At 63.6% G+C, this 18,669-nt stretch carries 18 protein-coding genes; 13 read left to right on the top strand and 5 right to left on the bottom strand.

Annotation, left to right across the window (positions count from 1 at the left end):
* Positions 1-5 precede the first annotated feature (5 nt).
* Genes AU175_RS05175 through AU175_RS05160 form a run of 4 tightly spaced genes read left to right on the top strand, consistent with a single transcriptional unit; the run spans position 6 to position 3,666 of the window.
* Complete coding sequence (locus tag AU175_RS05175) at positions 6-839, top strand: exodeoxyribonuclease III (protein WP_066286399.1); 834 nt, start codon at positions 6-8, stop codon at positions 837-839.
* A gap of 17 nt (positions 840-856) precedes the next feature.
* Positions 857-1,969 carry a tryptophan--tRNA ligase gene (gene trpS, locus AU175_RS05170; protein ID WP_066286398.1) on the top strand — a complete coding sequence of 371 codons (1,113 nt, stop codon included), beginning with the start codon at positions 857-859 and terminating at the stop codon, positions 1,967-1,969.
* Between the two features lie 4 nt (positions 1,970-1,973).
* Positions 1,974-2,579 (top strand): 2'-5' RNA ligase family protein, encoded by a 606-nt coding sequence (locus AU175_RS05165; protein WP_231938461.1) that lies wholly within the window; start codon positions 1,974-1,976, stop codon positions 2,577-2,579.
* Positions 2,580-2,616: 37 nt separating this feature from the next.
* The gene (locus tag AU175_RS05160) at positions 2,617-3,666 is read left to right on the top strand and encodes a YihY/virulence factor BrkB family protein (protein WP_082979013.1); all 1,050 of its coding nucleotides are present in this window, start codon (positions 2,617-2,619) and stop codon (positions 3,664-3,666) included.
* Here the strand turns inward: AU175_RS05160 and AU175_RS05155 are convergent.
* The 5 genes from AU175_RS05155 to sdhC form a co-directional block, all read right to left on the bottom strand.
* The gene (locus tag AU175_RS05155; RefSeq protein ID WP_066286392.1) at positions 3,623-4,393 is read right to left on the bottom strand and encodes an alpha/beta hydrolase family protein; all 771 of its coding nucleotides are present in this window, start codon (positions 4,391-4,393) and stop codon (positions 3,623-3,625) included. The genes AU175_RS05160 and AU175_RS05155 overlap by 44 nt on opposite strands.
* 97 nt (positions 4,394-4,490) lie before the next feature.
* Complete coding sequence (locus tag AU175_RS05150) at positions 4,491-5,273, bottom strand: succinate dehydrogenase iron-sulfur subunit (protein WP_066286390.1); 783 nt, start codon at positions 5,271-5,273, stop codon at positions 4,491-4,493.
* 1 nt (position 5,274) lies between these two features.
* Entirely contained in the window at positions 5,275-7,083 is a 1,809-nt protein-coding gene (sdhA, locus tag AU175_RS05145) for a succinate dehydrogenase flavoprotein subunit (protein ID WP_066286389.1), read from the bottom strand.
* A gap of 103 nt (positions 7,084-7,186) precedes the next feature.
* Complete coding sequence (locus tag AU175_RS05140) at positions 7,187-7,657, bottom strand: succinate dehydrogenase hydrophobic membrane anchor subunit (RefSeq protein ID WP_066286388.1); 471 nt, start codon at positions 7,655-7,657, stop codon at positions 7,187-7,189.
* Positions 7,658-7,660: 3 nt separating this feature from the next.
* Positions 7,661-8,041, bottom strand: coding sequence for a succinate dehydrogenase, cytochrome b556 subunit (gene sdhC, locus AU175_RS05135; RefSeq protein WP_082576094.1), 381 nt, complete (start codon positions 8,039-8,041; stop codon positions 7,661-7,663).
* A 230-nt stretch (positions 8,042-8,271) separates the two neighbouring features.
* Between sdhC and AU175_RS05130 the strand changes: the two genes are divergently transcribed.
* The 9 genes from AU175_RS05130 (at position 8,272) to AU175_RS05090 (ending at position 18,669) form a co-directional block, all read left to right on the top strand.
* Positions 8,272-9,405, top strand: coding sequence for a mannose-1-phosphate guanylyltransferase (locus AU175_RS05130; RefSeq protein ID WP_066286386.1), 1,134 nt, complete (start codon positions 8,272-8,274; stop codon positions 9,403-9,405).
* A gap of 82 nt (positions 9,406-9,487) precedes the next feature.
* Entirely contained in the window at positions 9,488-10,696 is a 1,209-nt protein-coding gene (locus AU175_RS05125) for an amidohydrolase (RefSeq protein ID WP_066286384.1), read from the top strand.
* 146 nt (positions 10,697-10,842) lie between these two features.
* A complete protein-coding gene (locus AU175_RS05120; RefSeq protein ID WP_066286382.1) occupies positions 10,843-11,277 on the top strand; it encodes a MarR family winged helix-turn-helix transcriptional regulator in 435 nt (144 codons plus the stop codon).
* A gap of 45 nt (positions 11,278-11,322) precedes the next feature.
* Positions 11,323-11,754, top strand: a complete 432-nt coding sequence (locus AU175_RS05115; protein ID WP_066286380.1) for an organic hydroperoxide resistance protein — start codon at positions 11,323-11,325, stop codon at positions 11,752-11,754.
* Entirely contained in the window at positions 11,751-12,773 is a 1,023-nt protein-coding gene (locus AU175_RS05110) for an NADP-dependent oxidoreductase (protein ID WP_066286378.1), read from the top strand. Before AU175_RS05115 ends, AU175_RS05110 begins: the two co-directional genes overlap by 4 nt.
* 323 nt (positions 12,774-13,096) lie before the next feature.
* Positions 13,097-14,203, top strand: coding sequence for a BMP family lipoprotein (locus tag AU175_RS05105; protein WP_066286376.1), 1,107 nt, complete (start codon positions 13,097-13,099; stop codon positions 14,201-14,203).
* 176 nt (positions 14,204-14,379) lie between these two features.
* Positions 14,380-15,978, top strand: coding sequence for an ABC transporter ATP-binding protein (locus AU175_RS05100; protein WP_066286374.1), 1,599 nt, complete (start codon positions 14,380-14,382; stop codon positions 15,976-15,978).
* A complete protein-coding gene (locus AU175_RS05095) occupies positions 15,971-17,344 on the top strand; it encodes an ABC transporter permease (RefSeq protein WP_066286372.1) in 1,374 nt (457 codons plus the stop codon). The genes AU175_RS05100 and AU175_RS05095 overlap by 8 nt, the downstream gene beginning before the upstream one ends.
* Positions 17,341-18,669, top strand: a complete 1,329-nt coding sequence (locus AU175_RS05090; RefSeq protein WP_066286371.1) for an ABC transporter permease — start codon at positions 17,341-17,343, stop codon at positions 18,667-18,669. Before AU175_RS05095 ends, AU175_RS05090 begins: the two co-directional genes overlap by 4 nt.

Raw genomic sequence — 18,669 nt, 5'->3', positions numbered from 1 at the left:
AGCGGGTGAGCTCGGCATTGAAGAAGGACCACCTTCGCATCGCATCAGTAAACGTCAACGGCCTGCGCGCTGCCTACAGGAATGGCATGGCGGAGTGGCTGGAGCCCCGCGAGGTGGACATCCTTTGCCTCCAGGAGGTCAGGGCGCCTGACGCGATCGTCCGGCAGCTGCTCGGTGACGGCTGGCACATTCTGCACGCTGAAGCCGAGGCCAAGGGCCGCGCCGGTGTCGCGATTGCCTCCCGCGAAGAACCGTTGGAGACCCGCAACGGAATCGGTGATGACTACTTCGCCACAGCCGGCCGCTGGGTGGAAGCGGATTTCAGGCTGACCGACGCGGCAGGGATCCCCGTGCAGCTGACCGTTGCCAGCGCCTATGTGCACTCCGGTGAAGCCGGCACCCCGAAGCAGCTGGACAAGTACCGTTTCCTGGACGCCATGAGCACCCGCCTGCCGGAACTGACCAAGCACAGCGACCACGCCCTTGTGGTGGGTGACCTGAACGTGGGTCACACGGAGCTGGACATCCGGAACTGGAAGGGCAACGTCAAAAAAGCCGGCTTCCTTCCCGAGGAACGCGCATACTTTGACCGTTTCTTCGGTGAAGAGATTGGCTGGAAGGACGTCCACCGCGGACTGGCGGGCCACGTGGACGGCCCCTACACCTGGTGGTCGCAGCGGGGCCAGGCCTTTGACAACGACACCGGCTGGCGGATCGACTACCACCTGGCCACCCCGGAACTGGCTGCATCCGCGTTCTCCGCAGTCGTTGACCGGGCACCGTCGTGGGACACCCGCTTCTCTGACCATGCACCGCTGGTAGTGGACTACCGGCTCTAGACTTAAGGCCCCAACGAATGACCACCTCCTCAACAGTCACCGGTCCCGCTGCGTCCCCGGCAGCTGACACCGTGACCGCCCAGGCAAAAGCGGACCAGCCCGCCACCGGTGTCCGGCACCGCATCCTGTCCGGCATGCAGCCGTCCGCTGATTCGCTGCACCTCGGCAACTACCTCGGCGCCCTGGTGAACTGGGTCCGAATGCAGGACGAGTACGACGCCGTCTTCTTCATCCCCGACCTGCACGCGATCACCGTCCCCCAGGATCCTGCCGAGCTGGCCCGGCGAACCCGGACTACCGCGGCCCAGTACATCGCCGGCGGGGTGGACGTCCACAAGTGCACCCTGTTCGTCCAGTCCCAGGTGCCGGAGCACGCCCAGCTTGCGTGGGTCCTGAATTGCATCACAGGCTTCGGTGAAGCGTCCCGGATGACCCAGTTCAAGGACAAGTCCCAGAAGCAGGGCTCTGACTTCGCCAGCGTGGGCCTCTTCACCTACCCCGTCCTGCAGGCAGCCGACATCCTCCTGTACCAGCCGCAGGGCGTCCCGGTAGGGGAGGACCAGCGCCAGCACGTCGAGTTGAGCCGCGACCTCGCTACCCGCTTCAATTCCCGCTTCGGCGAGACATTCACGGTGCCGCAGCCCTTCATCCAGAAGGAATCCGCGAAAATCTACGACCTGCAGAACCCCACGGCGAAAATGTCCAAGTCGGCGGAATCGCCGGCAGGACTGATCAACCTCCTGGACGAACCCAAAGTCACCGCCAAGCGGATCAAGTCCGCCGTTACCGATACCGAAACGGAAATCCGCTTCGACCGGGAAACCAAGCCCGGAGTCTCCAACCTGCTCACGATCTTCTCCGGCGTGACCGGGCAGAGCGTGGAGCAGCTGGTGGAGGCCTACCAGGGCAAGATGTACGGCCACCTCAAGGTGGACCTGGCAGAGGCGGTGGTGGCCCACCTGTCTCCTATCCGCGACCGCGCGAACGAGCTCTTGTCGGACCCCGCCGAGCTGGACCGGCTGCTGGCCCACGGGGCGGACAAGGCCCGGGAGATCGCGGCGGCCACGCTCAGCGATGTCTATGCCAAGGTGGGGTTCCTTCCCTACGGCGGCGCCCCGGGAGCCCGCTAACCCGATGTCTGACCCGAGCAATGTCAGTGAAGGAATGAGCGTAGGCGTCATTCTGGGGTTCCCACCTGCCATCGCGGAAGAACTGCAACGGTGGCGTGCGTCGTTTGGGGATCCCATGGCCGGTGTGATCCCAGCCCACATCACCCTGGTCACCACCACTCCCACGCTGGACTGGGAAACAACGCGTCAGCACGTCCGTGAGGTCGCACGGGCCCAGGCGCCCTTTATGGTGACCATTGCCGGGACCGGCAGCTTCCGGCCTATCTCCCCGGTGGTGTATATCAAGGTGGAGGACGGCTTCGACGCCTGTGTGGACCTGCACGAAAAGCTCCAGACCGGGCCCCTCCAGCGTGACCTGCCGTTCTCATACCACCCACACGTGACGGTCGCCCACGATGTTGCCCCCGAAAGCCTCGACGAAGCCGAAACGGTGCTGAAGGACTACAGGGCGACGTTCCCGGTGGTTAGCATGGGACTTTACGAGCACGATGCTGACGGCATCTGGCAGCTACGGGAAGAGCTGGACTTTGGGACCGAAACCGACAACGACGCCGGGGCCTGGGCCGCGGACGCAGCCGCCAACTCCGGGGGACCCGCCTCTTCCCACTGAACAGGCGCGGCTGAAGCTGGCCGTCATCCGGAAGCGGATGGAGTGGGGCAAAGCCAAAAGGTCCGACGGCGGCCCGGTGGCCAGCAAGATGGCTATGTTCCAGTGGATGCTCGCGCGGCTCAATACGCTGCGGCCGATGAGGACACTCAAGCACTACGCCCTCCAGCGCGGTCCGCTGTTGAGTGCAGGCATCGGGTTCAGGATGTTCTTCTCCATAACTGGCCTCCTGACCACTGGCTTTTCGGTCGCCGGGCTGGTGCTGCCCAGCCAGCCGGCCCTCCTCGACCGGATCGTCAGCACTGTGGACCAGAGCGCGCCGGGGCTGCTGAAGGTCGACGGCGGCGAAGGTCTGGTTGATCCGGCGGACCTCCTGAATCCGGAGGGACTTGGGTGGACGGCGCTGATCGCCGCAGTGGTAACTTTCGTCATCTCGCTCGGCTGGATCGGCGGCGTGCGCGCAGGCCTCCGGGTGATAATGCAGCTCCCGCCCCTGAGGTTTAACCCTTTACTGCTCAAGCTGCGCGATGCCGCCATCCTGCTTTTGCTCGGCGTGGCCTTAGTGATCAGCGCAGGAGCGTCACTGGTGTTCGGCACCGCCGCAGGCTGGGTTTCGGACTTCCTCCGGCTGGATCCGGCCTTCTCCGGTCCGCTGACCACCTCTGTGAAAATCGGTGTACCCCTGGTCCTGAGCTGGGTCACCGCCGTTGTTATGTTCCGGCTGGCCGCTGCCCTGAAGTTGTCCCGGCGGGCGCTTCTGGAGGGCACCATCCTCGCTGCCATCGGGACAACCATCCTCCAGGTCTTCAGCACCGAACTGCTCGCCGGGGCCGGGCGGAACCCCATCCTCGCGCCGTTCGCCATCATCATCGGGTTGCTGATCTGGTTCAACCTGGTCAGCCAGGTGTACCTGGTTTCGGCTGCTTGGGCCGCCATCCGGGAGGGAGACCTGAGGAAAGTTCCCGCTGCCCATGAAAAGGCCCGCTGGGGTCCGCGCCAGGTCCAGCCCGGCAAGGTTCCGGTTGAGCTGGCCGAGGCCTCAGCCGCTACTGCCCGGCGTCGAGATATTGGTCGGCCCAAGCAGAGATGATCCTCGCCGCCCGGGCAGCCTGGCCCTTGGCTGTCAGCAGGTGGTCGCTGCCTTCAAGGGACACGAAGTTCCGCGGGTGGCGGGCCGCCTGGAAGATGGAGCTGGCGTTCTCGATGCCCACCGTGTTGTCGGTGGGGGAGTGGAGCACCATCAGCGGCTTGTGCAGCTGCCGGATGCAGTCGGTGAGATCAGCGTTTTCCAGGTCCTCCACAAAGTGCTTGCGGATCTCCAGGCGCTTACCGCCGAGGTTCACTTCGGCGCTTCCTTCACTGAGGATCTTGTCCAGGGCAGTGTCGAAGACGTGTGCCACGTGCTTGGGCGAGAAGGGGGCACCTACCGTTGCGACGGCGTCGAGCTCGGGGATCTGGCGCGCAGCGGACAGTACTGCGGCCCCGCCGAAGGAGTGGCCCACGAGCAGGGAGATGGCCTTGCCCTGGGCGCGCATGAACTCGGCTGCCTTCACGGTGTCGGCCACTTTGTGGCTGAAGGAGCCCTCCGACCAATAGCCCGCGGAGTCGCCGAGCCCAAGGTTGTCGAAGCGGAGCATGCCGATCCCGGTGTCAGCCAGGGCCTTGCACATCCGTGAGGCCGAGGGGCTGTCCTTGCCCAGCGTGAAGCCGTGGGAGAACACTCCCCAGCCCCGCACGGGGCCCTCCGGGATGTCGATGATGCCTGACAGGAGTTCGCCGGTGGAACCTTCGAAGCTGACTTTTTCGGAGCGGGACACGTGATTCCCTTTCGTTATGGCTCTGGTGTGTTAAACAAACGACGGCGCCGCATCCCCGCCAACTGGGGGACGGCGCCGTCGTCCGCTTGATCCTGTATTAGATCTTGCGGGAGAGAATTGCCTGCTTGACCTCGGCAATTGCCTGGGTAACCTGGATGCCGCGGGGGCATGCTTCGGAGCAGTTGAAGGTGGTGCGGCAGCGCCACACGCCTTCCTTGTCGTTCAGGATCTCCAGGCGCATGTCGCCGGCGTCATCGCGGGAATCAAAGATGAAGCGGTGGGCGTTGACGATGGCCGCGGGGCCGAAGTACTGGCCATCGGTCCAGAACACGGGGCAGGAGGACGTGCACGCGGCGCAGAGGATGCACTTGGTGGTGTCGTCGAAGCGCTCACGGTCCTCGGCGGACTGCAGACGTTCCTTGGTGGGCTCGTGGCCCTTGTTGATGAGGAACGGCATGACTTCGCGGAAGGACTGGAAGAACGGTTCCATGTCCACGATCAGGTCCTTCTCAACCGGCAGGCCCTTGATGGGCTCAACGGTGATGGGCTTGGTTGTGTCCAGGTCCTTCAGGAGGGTCTTGCAGGCAAGGCGGTTGCGGCCGTTGATGCGCATGGCATCGGAACCGCAGACACCGTGGGCGCAGGAGCGGCGGAACGAGACACTGCCGTCGATCTCCCACTTGACCTTGTGCAGGGCATCCAGCACGCGGTCAGTGCCGTACATGGTCACTTTGAAGTCGTCCCATGTGGCGTCCTCGGACACCTCGGGGTTGTAGCGGCGCACACGAAGGGTGACATCGAATGTGGGGATCTCGCCGCCGCCTCCAATGTGTGCGGGCAGTTCGATCTTTGAGGCTGGCTCAGCAAGTTCGGCGGACATCTTAGTACTTCCTCACCATCGGCTCGTAGCGGGTAAAGACAACCGGTTTGGTGGCCAGGCGGATGCCGGCTGTTGTTTTGGCGGTCCCCGCCGTTCCGTCAGCCGGGGCGTGGTCGTCCTTGTACGCCATGGAGTGCTTCATGAATTTTTCGTCGTCGCGGTCCGGGAAGTCCTCGCGGAAGTGGCCGCCGCGAGATTCCTCACGGTGCAGGGCCGCCACCGTCATGACCTTGGCAAGCTCCAACAAAAAGCCTAGTTCAACGGCTTCGAGGAGGTCCAGGTTAAAGCGCTTGCCCTTGTCCTGGACGCTGATGCGCCTATACCGCTCCTCGAAGGACTCGATATCCCTGAGGACCTGGTTCAGGGTGTCAGCGGTGCGGAATACCTGCATGTTGGCGTCCATGGTGTCCTGGAGTTCCTTGCGGATCACCGCCACCTTCTCGTCGCCATTGCCGTTGCGGGCAATGTCGAGCAGTTCGATGGTGTACGCCTCAGGGTTCTCCGGAAGCTCCACGAAGTCAGCCGTCTTGGCATATTCAGCCGCAGCGATGCCGGCGCGCTTGCCGAACACGTTGATGTCCAGCAGCGAGTTGGTGCCCAGGCGGTTGGATCCGTGAACTGAAACGCATGCCACTTCACCGGCGGCGTACAGGCCCGGCACCACGGTGTCGTTGTCCTGCAGGACCTCGGTGGTGATGTTCGTGGGGATCCCGCCCATGGCGTAGTGGGCCGTCGGGAACACCGGCACAGGCTCCGTGTAAGGCTCTACACCCAGGTAGGTGCGGGCAAACTCGGTGATGTCCGGCAGCTTCGCATCGATGTGCGCAGGCTCCAGGTGGGTCAGGTCCAGGAGGACGTAGTCCTTGTTCGGGCCGCAGCCGCGGCCTTCGCGGACTTCGTTGGCCATGGAGCGGGCCACGATGTCACGGGGTGCGAGGTCCTTGATGGTGGGGGCGTAGCGCTCCATGAAGCGCTCACCCTCGGAGTTTCGCAGGATGGCGCCCTCACCGCGGGCAGCCTCGGAAAGCAGGATGCCCAGGCCGGCAAGGCCTGTGGGGTGGAACTGGAAAAACTCCATGTCCTCCAGGGGAATGCCGCGGCGGAACGCGATGCCCATGCCGTCGCCTGTCAGGGTGTGGGCGTTGGACGTGGTCTTGAAGACCTTGCCGGCTCCGCCTGAGGCGAACACCACGGACTTGGCCTGGAAGACATGCAGCTCACCGGAAGCGAGGTCGTAGGACACGACGCCGGCAACACGCTTCTGCTTGTAGGGCGTGCCGTCCGGGCGGACAGCGTCCTCTTCCACGGTCAGGAGGTCCAGGACGTAGTACTCGTTGTAGAACTCCACGTTGTGCTTGACGCAGTTTTGGTAGAGCGTCTGCAGGATCATGTGGCCGGTGCGGTCTGCGGCGTAGCAGGCACGGCGAACGGGTGCCTTGCCGTGGTCACGGGTGTGGCCGCCGAAGCGGCGCTGGTCGATGCGGCCTTCGGGCGTGCGGTTGAACGGCAGGCCCATCTTTTCAAGATCCAGCACGGCATCGATGGCTTCCTTGGCCATGACTTCGGCGGCGTCCTGGTCAACCAGGTAGTCGCCACCCTTGATGGTGTCGAAGGTGTGCCACTCCCAGTTGTCTTCCTCGACATTGGCGAGTGCCGCGCACATGCCACCCTGCGCCGCACCGGTGTGCGAGCGGGTGGGGTAGAGCTTGGTCAGTACTGCTGTGCGGGCGCGCTGACCGGATTCGATCGCGGCGCGCATGCCAGCGCCACCGGCACCGACGATGACGACGTCGTACTTATGGACCTGCATACCAGACGCTCTTTCTCTCAAAATTCTCTATAAAACAACGGGCCGGCGAAGCCTGCTCCGCAAAACACAGCCCGCGGCTAACCGCGGGCTCCAGATGTTCTTGTTAAGCAGCGGGGCAGAAGCCACCCGGCAGCGGGATGCCGTTGACGTCCAGCGGGCACGGGTTGAAGGTGAAGATCACCAGGGTGCCGAGGATGATGATGACGGCGGTGGCAGCGTAGAGGACTGCCTTAAGCCAGAAGCGGCTGGAGTCCTTCTCTGCGTAGTCGTTGATGATGGTGCGGACGCCGTTGGTGCCGTGCAGCATTGCGAGCCACAGCATGGCCAGGTCCCAGAACTGCCAGAACGGATCGGCCCATTTGCCGGCCACGAAACCGAAGTCGATGGCGTGGATGCCTTCGCCAACCAGCAGGTTCACAAAGAGGTGCCCGAAGATCAGGACAACCAGGACCACGCCGGAGAGCCGCATGAACAGCCAGGCAGCCATCTCGAAGTTTCCCCTCGATGCGCCGCTGCGGCGGTACTGCGGGGAGATCTTGCCGCTGCGCGGGCTCTGGATCTGAGTTGCAGTCATGGCTTAGTGACCTCCGAGGGCGAGGGAAAGGTGGCGGATGGAGAAGCCGACCATTACGACCACCCAGAGGGCCAGGACCGTCCACAGCATCTGGCGCTGGTACTTCGCGCCCTTCTTCCAGAAATCGACGGCGATGATCCGCAGGCCGTTAAAGGCGTGGAAGACAATCGCGGCGACCAGGCCCGTTTCACCCAGGGCCATCAGGGGATTCTTGTAGGCACCGATTACAGCCGTGTAGGCCTCGGGGGACACGCGCACCAATGAGGTGTCCAGCACATGGACCAACAAGAAGAAAAAGATCACAACACCGGTAATACGGTGTCCTACCCAAGACCACATGCCTTCACGGCCGCGGTACAAGGTGCCAGCTGGTTTTGTCGGCACTGATTAAACCTCCCTGCAACACAGCGGCGCTGGCATGGGATCCACGCGGGGGGAACGCCTGCTGCGAGAGCACTCGTAGCTCAGCCTAAATCTAGGCTTCGCTGACAGCTTATTCAATTTAGGAACTCCTGGCTCGGATTTACGCCGGTTATGAGACGAAGACCACACCACCCCCGCTGTCGATGACGTTAGAGGGGAGCTCTGCGGCAGGTCCGCTAAAGTAGGCGGTGATGAGTACAGACAAAGTGATAAGCCCGGATTCACCCCTTAGCCGCTTTATTGCGGTGATTCCGGCAGGCGGAGTGGGGACCCGCCTCTGGCCCCTGTCACGCGCAGCAGCTCCCAAGTTCCTACACGACCTCACGGGGTCGGGCAGCACTTTGCTGCGTGCCACGTATGACCGGCTTGAGCCCCTGGCGGGCAGGCGCGTGCTTGTGGTCACGGGCACGGCGCACCGTACTGCTGTGTGCCGCCAACTGCCTGAGGTCCAGGACTCCGACCTCGTGCTGGAGAGCGAGCCGAAGGATTCCGGTGCCGCCATCGGCCTGGCTGCCGCCATCCTGCACGAGCGGGATCCGGATACCATCATGGGCTCCTTCGCGGCCGACCATGTGATCAGTCCGGACCATCTTTTCCAGGAAGCCGTCCGCGAGGCCATCCACACGGCAGCGGCCGGAAAGATCGTGACAATCGGCATCAAGCCAACACACCCGTCCACCGGCTTCGGCTACATCCGTGCCGGGCAGGAACTCCACATTGAAGGTGCGCCCAGCGCCCAGGCTGTGGTGGAGTTCGTGGAGAAGCCGGACGAGGAAGTCGCCCAGCAGTACGTGGACAGTGGCGACTACGTCTGGAACGCGGGCATGTTCGTGGCACCGGTGGCCCTGATGCTCAAGCATCTTGAAGCCAACCAGCCGGATCTTTTCAAGGGGCTGCAGGAAATCGCCCAGGCCTGGGACACCCCCGAACGGGATGCCGTCACGGCCCGCGTGTGGCCTACGCTGCCCAAGATCGCCATTGACTACGCAGTGGCCGAACCTGCTGCTGCCGCCGGCGACGTCGCCGTGGTTCCCGGCACCTTCGGCTGGGACGACGTCGGCGACTTCGCTTCCGTGGGCCGCCTTAACAGTGCTCGCGAAGTGGATGACGTCACCGTTATCGGCGAGGGCGCCCGCGTCTTCACCGAAAACGCCAGTGGCGTAGTGGTGTCGGACACGAAGCGCGTGATTGCGCTGATCGGCATCAAGGACGTTGTCATCGTGGACACCGGGGACGCGCTTCTGGTGACCACCAAGCAGCACGCCCAGCGCGTTAAAGGTGCCGTTGATGCACTGAAGGCCAGCGGCGACACCGATGTCCTGTAGTCCGTGGTCCGGGTCGCACCAGTAATCCGTAACGCGCCGCCTGTGATGCCGCTATTCCGTGGACGCTCGCTAGAGTAAATCTGTGCGCAACTACACTACTGAAGCTGAGCCCACCGCGTTGGTGGGGCCATGGCTGGAGCCGCTCCTTCCCGAACTGATCGACTTCCGCCGGGACCTTCACGCGCACCCTGAGCTGTCCTTCAAGGAATTCCGCACTACTGACCGGATCGTCGAGCGGCTCGAAGCTGCGGGGCTGCAGCCGAAGCGGCTGGACGGCACCGGAGTGACAGTTGACGTGGGTGATGGCCCTATCGCCACTGCCTTGCGCGGCGATATTGATGCCCTTCCCATTATTGAAGAGACAGGCCTGCCGTTCGCGTCCAAAAACCACGGCGTGACCCATGCCTGCGGTCACGACGTCCACACCACCACCATGCTGGGCATCGCCCTGGTGCTTCACCGCATGCACCTGGAATCGCCGCTGGGCGGCACCGTCCGGATCATCTTCCAACCCGCAGAAGAGACAATGCCTGGCGGTGCGCATTCCTGCATCGAGCAGGGTGTTCTGGACGGCGTCCCCCGGATCCTGGCGCTGCACTGTGACCCGCGAATCGACGTCGGGAAGATCGGAACGCGCATCGGGGCCATCACGTCGGCGTCGGATACCATCCGGATTGAACTGTCCGGCCGGGGCGGCCACACGTCCCGTCCGCACCTGACAGAAGACCTCGTTTTTGTTCTGTCGCAGATAGCAGTGAATGTTCCCGCCGTGCTGTCCCGCCGCGTGGATGTCCGCAGCGGAGTTTCGGTGGTCTGGGGGCAGATCTCCGCAGGTTCCGCCCCGAATGCCATTCCCGGCAGCGGCTACATGGCCGGAACCATGCGCTGCCTGGACCGGGACGCCTGGCACAGTGCAGGGGAACTGCTGGACGAAGTGGTCCACCAGGTGGCCGCTCCCTACGGAGTGGACGTGCGCCTGGAGCACACCAGGGGAGTTCCGCCCGTGGTTAACTCCGAACATGAAACGGCGCTCATCGAAGCGGCCGCGCGTGCAGAAATCGGCGAGAGTGCCGTGGTGCTGACGCCGCAGTCCATGGGAGGAGAGGACTTCGCCTGGTTCCTGGCAGAATTGCCCGGTGCCATGATGAGGCTCGGCACGAAAACCCCCGGCGGCGAGGAATACGACCTCCACCGCGGCGACTACATCCTGGACGAACGGGCTCTAGGCTTCGGCATCCAGGTCCTGACGGCCGCAGCGCTCCGGACTATCCGCGACCTCCAGACCCCCTGACACCTGGCGCGAACGTACACTTGTGGCCCCTCTTGCCTGCGCGAACGTACAGTTGTGGCCCCACTTTGGGGCCACAACTGTACGTTCGCGCTTCGCTTTGGATAGGTAAGTTGTGCACAATTAAATTGTGGACTATCGTTTAGGTCATGACTGAAGCTCCGCGCCTTGACCGCCAGGTGTGCTTTGCCCTTTACTCCGCTTCCCGTGCGGCAACCGCGGTCTACCGGCCAATGCTTGAAGACCTCGGCCTGACTTACCCGCAGTACCTGGTGATGCTGGTCCTCTGGGAGTCTGAACCGAAGGGAGTCAAGGAACTGGGGGACGAGCTGGGCCTGGACTCCGGCACTCTGTCCCCGCTGCTCAAGCGACTCGAAGCGCTTGGTTTCGTGGAGCGGCGCCGGTCCGGCGAAGACGAACGCCGGGTTGCCATCCATCTGACCCCGGCCGGACGCACGCTCAGCAGCAAGGCCAGCGGGATACCCCAGCATCTTGCCGACGCTGCCGGACTCTCAGCCGAGGAACTCGAACAGCTCCGCACAACCCTGGGCAGGCTGACGGAAGCCCTCCATCGCTCGAACTGACCACCCGGATTTTGCGCCATCCACACCCAACAGGACGGACCACACATGAAGACTCTCTACACAGCCGAGGCCCTGGCTTCCGGCGAAGGCCGCGACGGCAACGCACGCACCAAGGACGGGAAGCTTGACGTCAGCCTGGCCAGCCCCGTGGAACTGGGCGGCAACGGACAGGGTACTAACCCGGAACAGCTTTTCGCTGCCGGCTACGCTGCCTGCTTCCACTCGGCGCTCCGCCTCGTCGGCCGAAAAGAGGGCGCCGATCTCACCGACTCAGCGGTGGCTGCCAAGATCCACTTCGGTCCGCTGGACGACGGCGTGGGCTACGGCCTGGCGGCGGAGCTGGAAATTGCCGTCCCGGCCCTGGACCTGGCCAGTGCAGAAAACGTTGTAGCCAAAGCGCACCAGATCTGCCCCTACTCCAACGCCACCCGCGGAAACATGGCAGTGGACATCAAGATCCTGGAGTTCGCAGCGTGAGCCCGGTTACGGCGCTGCCAACATCCACCCGCGAAATCCGCCTGGCATCGCGCCCCACAGGGCGCCCCGTCCCGGAGAACTTCCGCCTGGCCGAGTCGCCGCTGCCGGAGCTTCAGGATGGCCAGATCCTGGTCCGCAACCTCTATATTTCCGTCGACCCCTACATGCGCGGACGAATGAACGACGTCAAGTCCTACTCCGCGCCTTTCGCGCTGGATGCAGCGCTCGACGGCGGGGCCGTGGGTGAGGTCATCGCGTCCAGGGCCGAGGGGCGGAAGGTGGGGGACGCCGTCGTCCATCAACTGGGCTGGCGGGAATATGCTGTCCTGGATGCTGACGGAACGTCCGCTGCCCGCACGGACCTCGCGCCGGCGCCGGCGTTCCTCGGCGCGCTGGGCATGACCGGCCTGACCGCGTATGCGGGGCTGCTCAAGGTGGCTGAGTTCAAAGCCGGGGACGCCGTATTCGTTTCCGGCGCTGCGGGCGCCGTGGGCTCCCTCGTGGGCCAGATCGCCAAGGCGATGGGCGCTTCCCGGGTCGTTGGCAGCGCCGGAACTCCGGAGAAAGTGGCACGGCTCCTGGAACTGGGCTTTGACGCGGCATTCAACTACCACGACGGGCCGGTGCGGGAGCAGCTTGAAAAGGCCGCAGGACCGGCAGGCGTTGACGTGTACTTCGACAACGTGGGCGGCGAGCATCTGGAAGCCGCCCTGTCGGTGCTCAATGTCGGCGGCCGCGTGGCGATGTGCGGTGCCATCGCACAGTACAACTCGACCGAACCCACGCCTGCCCCGCGCAACCTGATGCTCGCCATCGGCAAGCAGCTCACCCTTCGCGGATTCCTGGTGGGTGGACAGCGTCAGCACAGTGCGGAGTTCTTCGGGAAGATGTCCGCCTGGCTGGCAGACGGTTCAGTCCGGTACGACGAAACGGTGGTGGACGGCCTGGAGCACGCCCCGCAGGCTTTTATGGACCTGCTTGACGGCGCCAACACAGGCAAGATGCTGGTCCGCCTCTAGGCGCGTCCTCCTCCCACGGAATCAACCGGCGCGAACGAACAGTTGGGGCCCTTTTCGCAGGGCCCCAACTGTTCGTTCGCGCCTAAACGAGTGGCTACGGGGGCCGAGGGCAGCCGCTCCCTACTGGTTGGTAACAACTTCTCAACGATCTTCGGCATCCGGCGCAAATGTGTTACCGCACGTGTCGCAGGCCACTAAAGTTGCCACTATCAGAGCGCTTAGGCGCAGTGCTGCGGACCGTCAGTGAAAACAGAATTTCAGGGTTGAAACAGACACTCATTGAATTCCCGTCGTAGCGCATCTCTCTTCATCCTGGAGGAATCTTGAAGACATCACTGCGTGACCACCTCAAACGCGGTTCAGTCGCAGGCCTGGCCACCATGGGTGCTACCGCACTCCTGCTGACCGGTTGCGGTGCGCCTCCCGAGGCCGGCGGCCCGACTGCGACGGCCACCGACTACACCGGCTGCATCGTTTCGGACTCCGGCGGATTCGATGACCAGTCGTTCAACCAGTCCTCGTACGAGGGGCTGAAGAAGGCAGAGGCCGAGCTGGGCATCAAGGTCAACCAGGTCGAGTCCAAGACCAACAACGACTTCGAGCCCAACCTCCGCGCCATGGTGACGGCGGGCTGCGACCTCACCGTGACGGTGGGCTTCCTGCTCGGCGATGCCACCAAGGAGCAGGCTACCGCCAACCCGGACAGCCACTTCGCGATCGTGGACTTCAACTATGAAACGCCCATCAGCAACGTCAAGCCGATCGTCTACGACACCGCGCAGGCAGCATTCCTGGCAGGGTACCTTGCGGCCGGCACCACCAAGACCGGCACTGTTGCCACCTTTGGCGGCGTCAACATCCCCACGGTGACCATCTTTATGGACGGCTATGCGGACGGTGTTAAGTACTACAACGAGCAGAAGGGGACCGACGTCAAGGTCCTCGGCTGGGACAAGGCAGCCCAGGACGGCAGCTTCACCGGCGACTTCGAAAAGCAGGACGTGGGCAAGCAGCTGACCCAGAACTTCCTGGACCAGGGTGCTGACATTGTGATGCCCGTAGCCGGCCCGGTTGGCAAGGGGGCTGGAGCAGCCCTGAATGAAGCGAAGGCGGCCGGCAAGGACGTCAAGCTCATCTGGGTGGACTCCGACGGCTTCCTGACCGCGCCGGAGTACAAGGACATTATGCTTTCCTCCGTCATGAAGCAGATGGGTGACGCTGTTGAGAACGTCGTGAAGGAAGACGTAGCCGGCAATTTCAGCAACACGCCGTATGTCGGCACCTTGGCGAACGACGGCGTGCGACTGGCACCCTTCCACGACTTCGACTCCCAGGTTCCTGCCGAACTGAAATCCGAGCTGGACCAGCTCAAGAAAGACATTGTGGACGGCAAACTGAAAGTCGAGTCAGAGGCAAGCCCCAAGGCTTAATCCTCACGCGAAGCGCCGCCACCCGGATGGTCATCGACCGGCCGGGCGGCGGCGCTTTTCGTTGATCCGCCCGAGGGCGGACGTCCGCTCAAGTCAGGACTGCAGGCACTAGGCTGGTGCTGCAGCCACATATCCCGTCCGGTCAGCCAACGGACGCTTCGAGATTGGTCAGAGTTTTGAAACTTGAACTCAGAGGGATCACCAAACGTTTCGGCTCCCTGCTCGCCAACGATCACATCGATGTGGTGGTTGAACCCGGACAGATCCACTGTCTGCTCGGCGAGAACGGGGCCGGCAAATCCACCCTGATGAATGTGCTGTACGGGCTCTATGAGCCCACCGAGGGCGAGATCCTCATTGACGACAAGCCGGTTTCCTTCCGCGGCCCGGGTGATGCCATGGCAGCCGGGATCGGAATGGTGCACCAGCACTTTATGCTTGTCCCCGTATTTACCGTTGCCGAGAATGTTGCGCTCGGCGCCGAATCAACGAAAGCCGGCGGATTCCTCAACCTGGATGACACCCGGAAGAAAATCAGGGAAATCTCGGACCGGTACGGTTTCGACGTCGATCCTGACGCACTGGTGGAGGATCTGCCTGTCGGAGTCCAGCAACGCGTGGAGATCATCAAGGCCCTGGTCCGCGATGCCAAGGTCCTTATCCTTGACGAGCCCACCGCCGTATTGACCCCACAGGACACCGACGAACTGCTGGACATCATGCGCCAGCTCAAATCTGCCGGCACTTCGATCGTGTTCATATCCCACAAGCTGCGCGAAGTGAAAGCCATTTCGGACACTATCACCGTCATCCGGCGCGGGAAGGTGGTAGGGACCGCAAGCCCAACTGCCTCAACTTCGGAACTCGCGTCCATGATGGTGGGCCGCGCTGTCAGCCTGAAGCTGGAGAAAGCCCCGGCCAAGCCCCAGGAAAAGACCTTCCAAGTCAAAGACCTAACGATAATCGCGCCAAGCGGCCAGCACGTGGTGGATGGCGTCAGCTTTGACATTGCCCGGGGCGAAATCCTGGCCATCGCAGGTGTGCAGGGGAACGGCCAGACTGAACTGTCCGAGGCCATCCTCGGACTCCAGGAGCGCGCCCACGGCTCAATTCTGCTCGACGGCGAAGAGCTCGTAGGCCGCAGTGTCAAGGGTATCCTCAACGCCGGCGTTGGCTTCGTGCCCGAGGACCGGTCAGTTGACGGCTTGATCGGTACCTTCTCGATCGCCGAGAACCTGATCCTGGACCGCTACGACCAGCCGCCGTTCGCCAAGGGCATCAGCATGAGCCCCGCGAAGGTCCTGGAGAACGCGAAAACGCGGATCGACGAATTTGATGTCCGCACGCCGTCGGGGATGTTGGCGGCCGGCACCCTCTCCGGCGGAAACCAGCAGAAGGTGGTGATGGCCCGGGAACTCTCCCGGCCACTGAGGCTGTTCATCGCTTCCCAGCCCACCCGCGGCGTCGACGTCGGTTCCATCGAGTTCCTGCACAAGCGGATTCTGGCCGAGCGTGACCGGGGAACACCGGTCATGATCGTCTCCACCGAACTCGACGAAGTGATCGAACTCGCCGACCGCATCGCCGTCCTCTACAAGGGCAGGCTGGTGGGAATCGTCCCTGCCGGTACCGGCCGCGACGTCCTGGGCCTCATGATGGCCGGGATCTCGCCGGAGGAGCACGCGCAGGCGGACAAGCCACTGACGAACACTTCGCACGCCAACCAGGCGGGGCCGACCTCCAGCTCCAGCGCCGAAGGAGGCGACCATGACTGAAAAGCATCCCCACAAACATGCAGCAGAACAACCGGACGGAAAATCCCACGAGGCCAGTCCCTCTGAGGAAGAGACTTCTGCCGCGGTGACGCTTGATACTGCCGGCGGCGCCATGGGCCCGTCCGCCGTTCCGGTCACGGCGCAAGGCGGACAGCTCCCAGGCGGCCCGGATACCCTGGTCCGGAAAATCTTCACGGGCAGCGGCATGGTCTCGGTCCTGGCCGTACTGCTGGCCCTCATCCTCGGCGGACTGCTTATTGCCAGCACCGACAGGCAGGTGGGAACAACTGCCGGCTACCTGTTTGCCCGGCCCACAGACTTCCTCTCTGCCGTCTGGAACGCGGCCACCCGTTCTTACATCGCCTTGTTCCAGGGGTCCGTCTTCAACCCCCGCGGCAGCAGCCTGGCGGGGCAGTTCGCTCCGCTGATGGAAACCCTGACGATTGCCACACCCCTCATCACGGCGGGCCTGGGTGTGGCGCTTGCCTTCCGGGCCGGGCTGTTCAACATCGGCGCCCAAGGCCAGATCATCATGGCCGGCATCCTCGCAGCCTGGGTGGGCTTCGCCCTGCACCTCCCCATGGGCCTGCACCTGCTGCTGGTCCTCGTGGCAGGCATCATCGGCGGCGCCGTCTGGGGTGGCCTGGTAGGTCTGCTCAAAGCCCGAACCGGCGCTCATGAGGTCATCCTCACGATCATGTTCAACTACATTGCGCTGTACTTCCTGCGATACTTACTGAACACTCCGGCCTTCCAGCGGCCCGGTGAGTCCAACCCCATCTCGCCCATCCTCGACCCCAGCGCTGTCTACCCGCAGATTTTCGGCTCGCAGTACCGCCTGCATCTCGGCTTCGTCCTGGCAATAGCGGCCACGGTCCTTGTCTGGTGGCTCCTCAACCGCTCTACTGTCGGCTTCGAATTCCGGGCCGTGGGTGCCAACCCGAAGGCTGCGCAGACCGCGGGTATCAACGTTTCCCGCTCCACCATCCTGGTGATGGCCATTGCCGGTGCCCTCGCCGGACTCTCGGGCGTAGCCCAGGTAGCGGGCACCGAAAAGGTGCTCACTGACGGCGTGGCCGCCACCTACGGATTTGACGCCATCACTGTTGCGCTGCTGGGCCGTTCGACGCCGTGGGGCACCTTTGCTGCCGGGCTGCTGTTCGGCGCCTTCCGCGCCGGAGCCGTCCAGATGCAGATCCAAACCGGCACTCCCATCGACATCGTCCTGGTGGTCCAGTCCCTGATCGTCCTCTTCATCGCGGCCCCGCCGCTGGTGCGGGCCGTCTTCGGGCTGAATCCGCGCCGCAGGAAGCCGGCGTCCGCCGGTCGCTCCCAGAAGGCAGCAACCACCGGAGGTGCAGCATGAGCACAACAGCGACATCGCCCTTGCCGGGACCCGGCGGACCGGGAAGCAGGCAGTCCGGTTCGGATGATGCCCTGGCAACTTCGGCCAAACCCGTGACCTGGAAAACGCCCGTGTTGCTCAGTGTCCTCGGGCTCATCGCTTTTGTTTTCTTCGGCCTGATGGGCCCGCAGCAGACGGCGAGCTTCGGAATTTCCACGAGTGGAGATTTCTTCCAGCTCCCGGCCCTTCAGGTGCAGGCTTTCCTCGCGGGCCTTGTCCTGTCCGTCATCATGCTGGGGTTGGCCGGATATGCCATTTACCTCAAGACCAAGGACCGGGCCGCCCCGTCATGGCTGCCGATCCTGTTCATCGTGCTGTTCGTTGCGGCCTTCCTCATTTGGGTAGTGGGCGGGGCGCGCACACCCAGCATTTCCTTGGCCGGCCTGATTGCCGGCTCGGTGACACTCGCGGTCCCGCTGGTGTTCGGATCACTGTCCGGGGTTTTGTGCGAGCGCGTCGGCGTGGTCAACATTGCCATCGAAGGGCAGCTCCTGGGCGGCGCCTTTACCGCTGCCATGGTGGCAACCATGACTGGCAATCCGTTCATCGGTTTGGTCGCGGCAGCAGTGGCCGGAGCCGTCGTCTCCATGGTGTTGGCGGTCTTCAGTATCAAGTACCTCGTTAACCAGATCATCGTCGGTGTTGTGCTGAACGTGCTGGTTTCGGGGGTCACCGGCTTCCTGTTCAGCACGGTGATGCAGGCCAACAAGGCCCAGTTCAACACGCCTGACCGGCTGCCCATCATCGACATCCCGGTTCTGTCGAGCATCCCCATCATCGGTCCCATCCTCTTCCGGCAGTCCCTGGTGGGCTACCTGATGTACGTCGCCGTCATCGTGGTCTGGGTGGGCCTGTTCAAGACCAGATGGGGGCTCCGGGTGCGTGCCGTGGGCGAACACCCGCAGGCGGCCGACACCATGGGCATCAAGGTCAACGCCACCCGCTTCTGGAACGTCACGCTGGGCGGAGCCATCGCCGGCATCGGCGGTTCCTTCTTCACCCTTGTGGCCATCGACAGCTTTACGAAGGAGATCTCCGGAGGACGCGGGTTCATTGCACTGGCCGCCCTGATCTTCGGCCGCTGGAACCCGATCGGCGCCTTCTTCGCGGCCCTGCTGTTCGGCTTCGCGGACAACCTGCAGAGCATCGTGACCATCATCGGAACCCCGGTGCCCAGCCAGTTCATGTCCATGCTGCCGTACCTGGTGACCGTCCTCGCCGTCGCCGGACTGGTGGGACGTTCCAGGCCGCCGGCGGCCAGCGGCATTCCCTATGTCAAGGGCTGA

It is taken from the genome of Arthrobacter sp. B6 (assembly GCF_001663775.1).
Classification (GTDB): Bacteria; Actinomycetota; Actinomycetes; order Actinomycetales; family Micrococcaceae; genus Arthrobacter.
The sequence above is the reverse complement of the archived record's forward strand: the minus strand, read 5'-3'. Positions and strand labels throughout refer to the sequence as shown.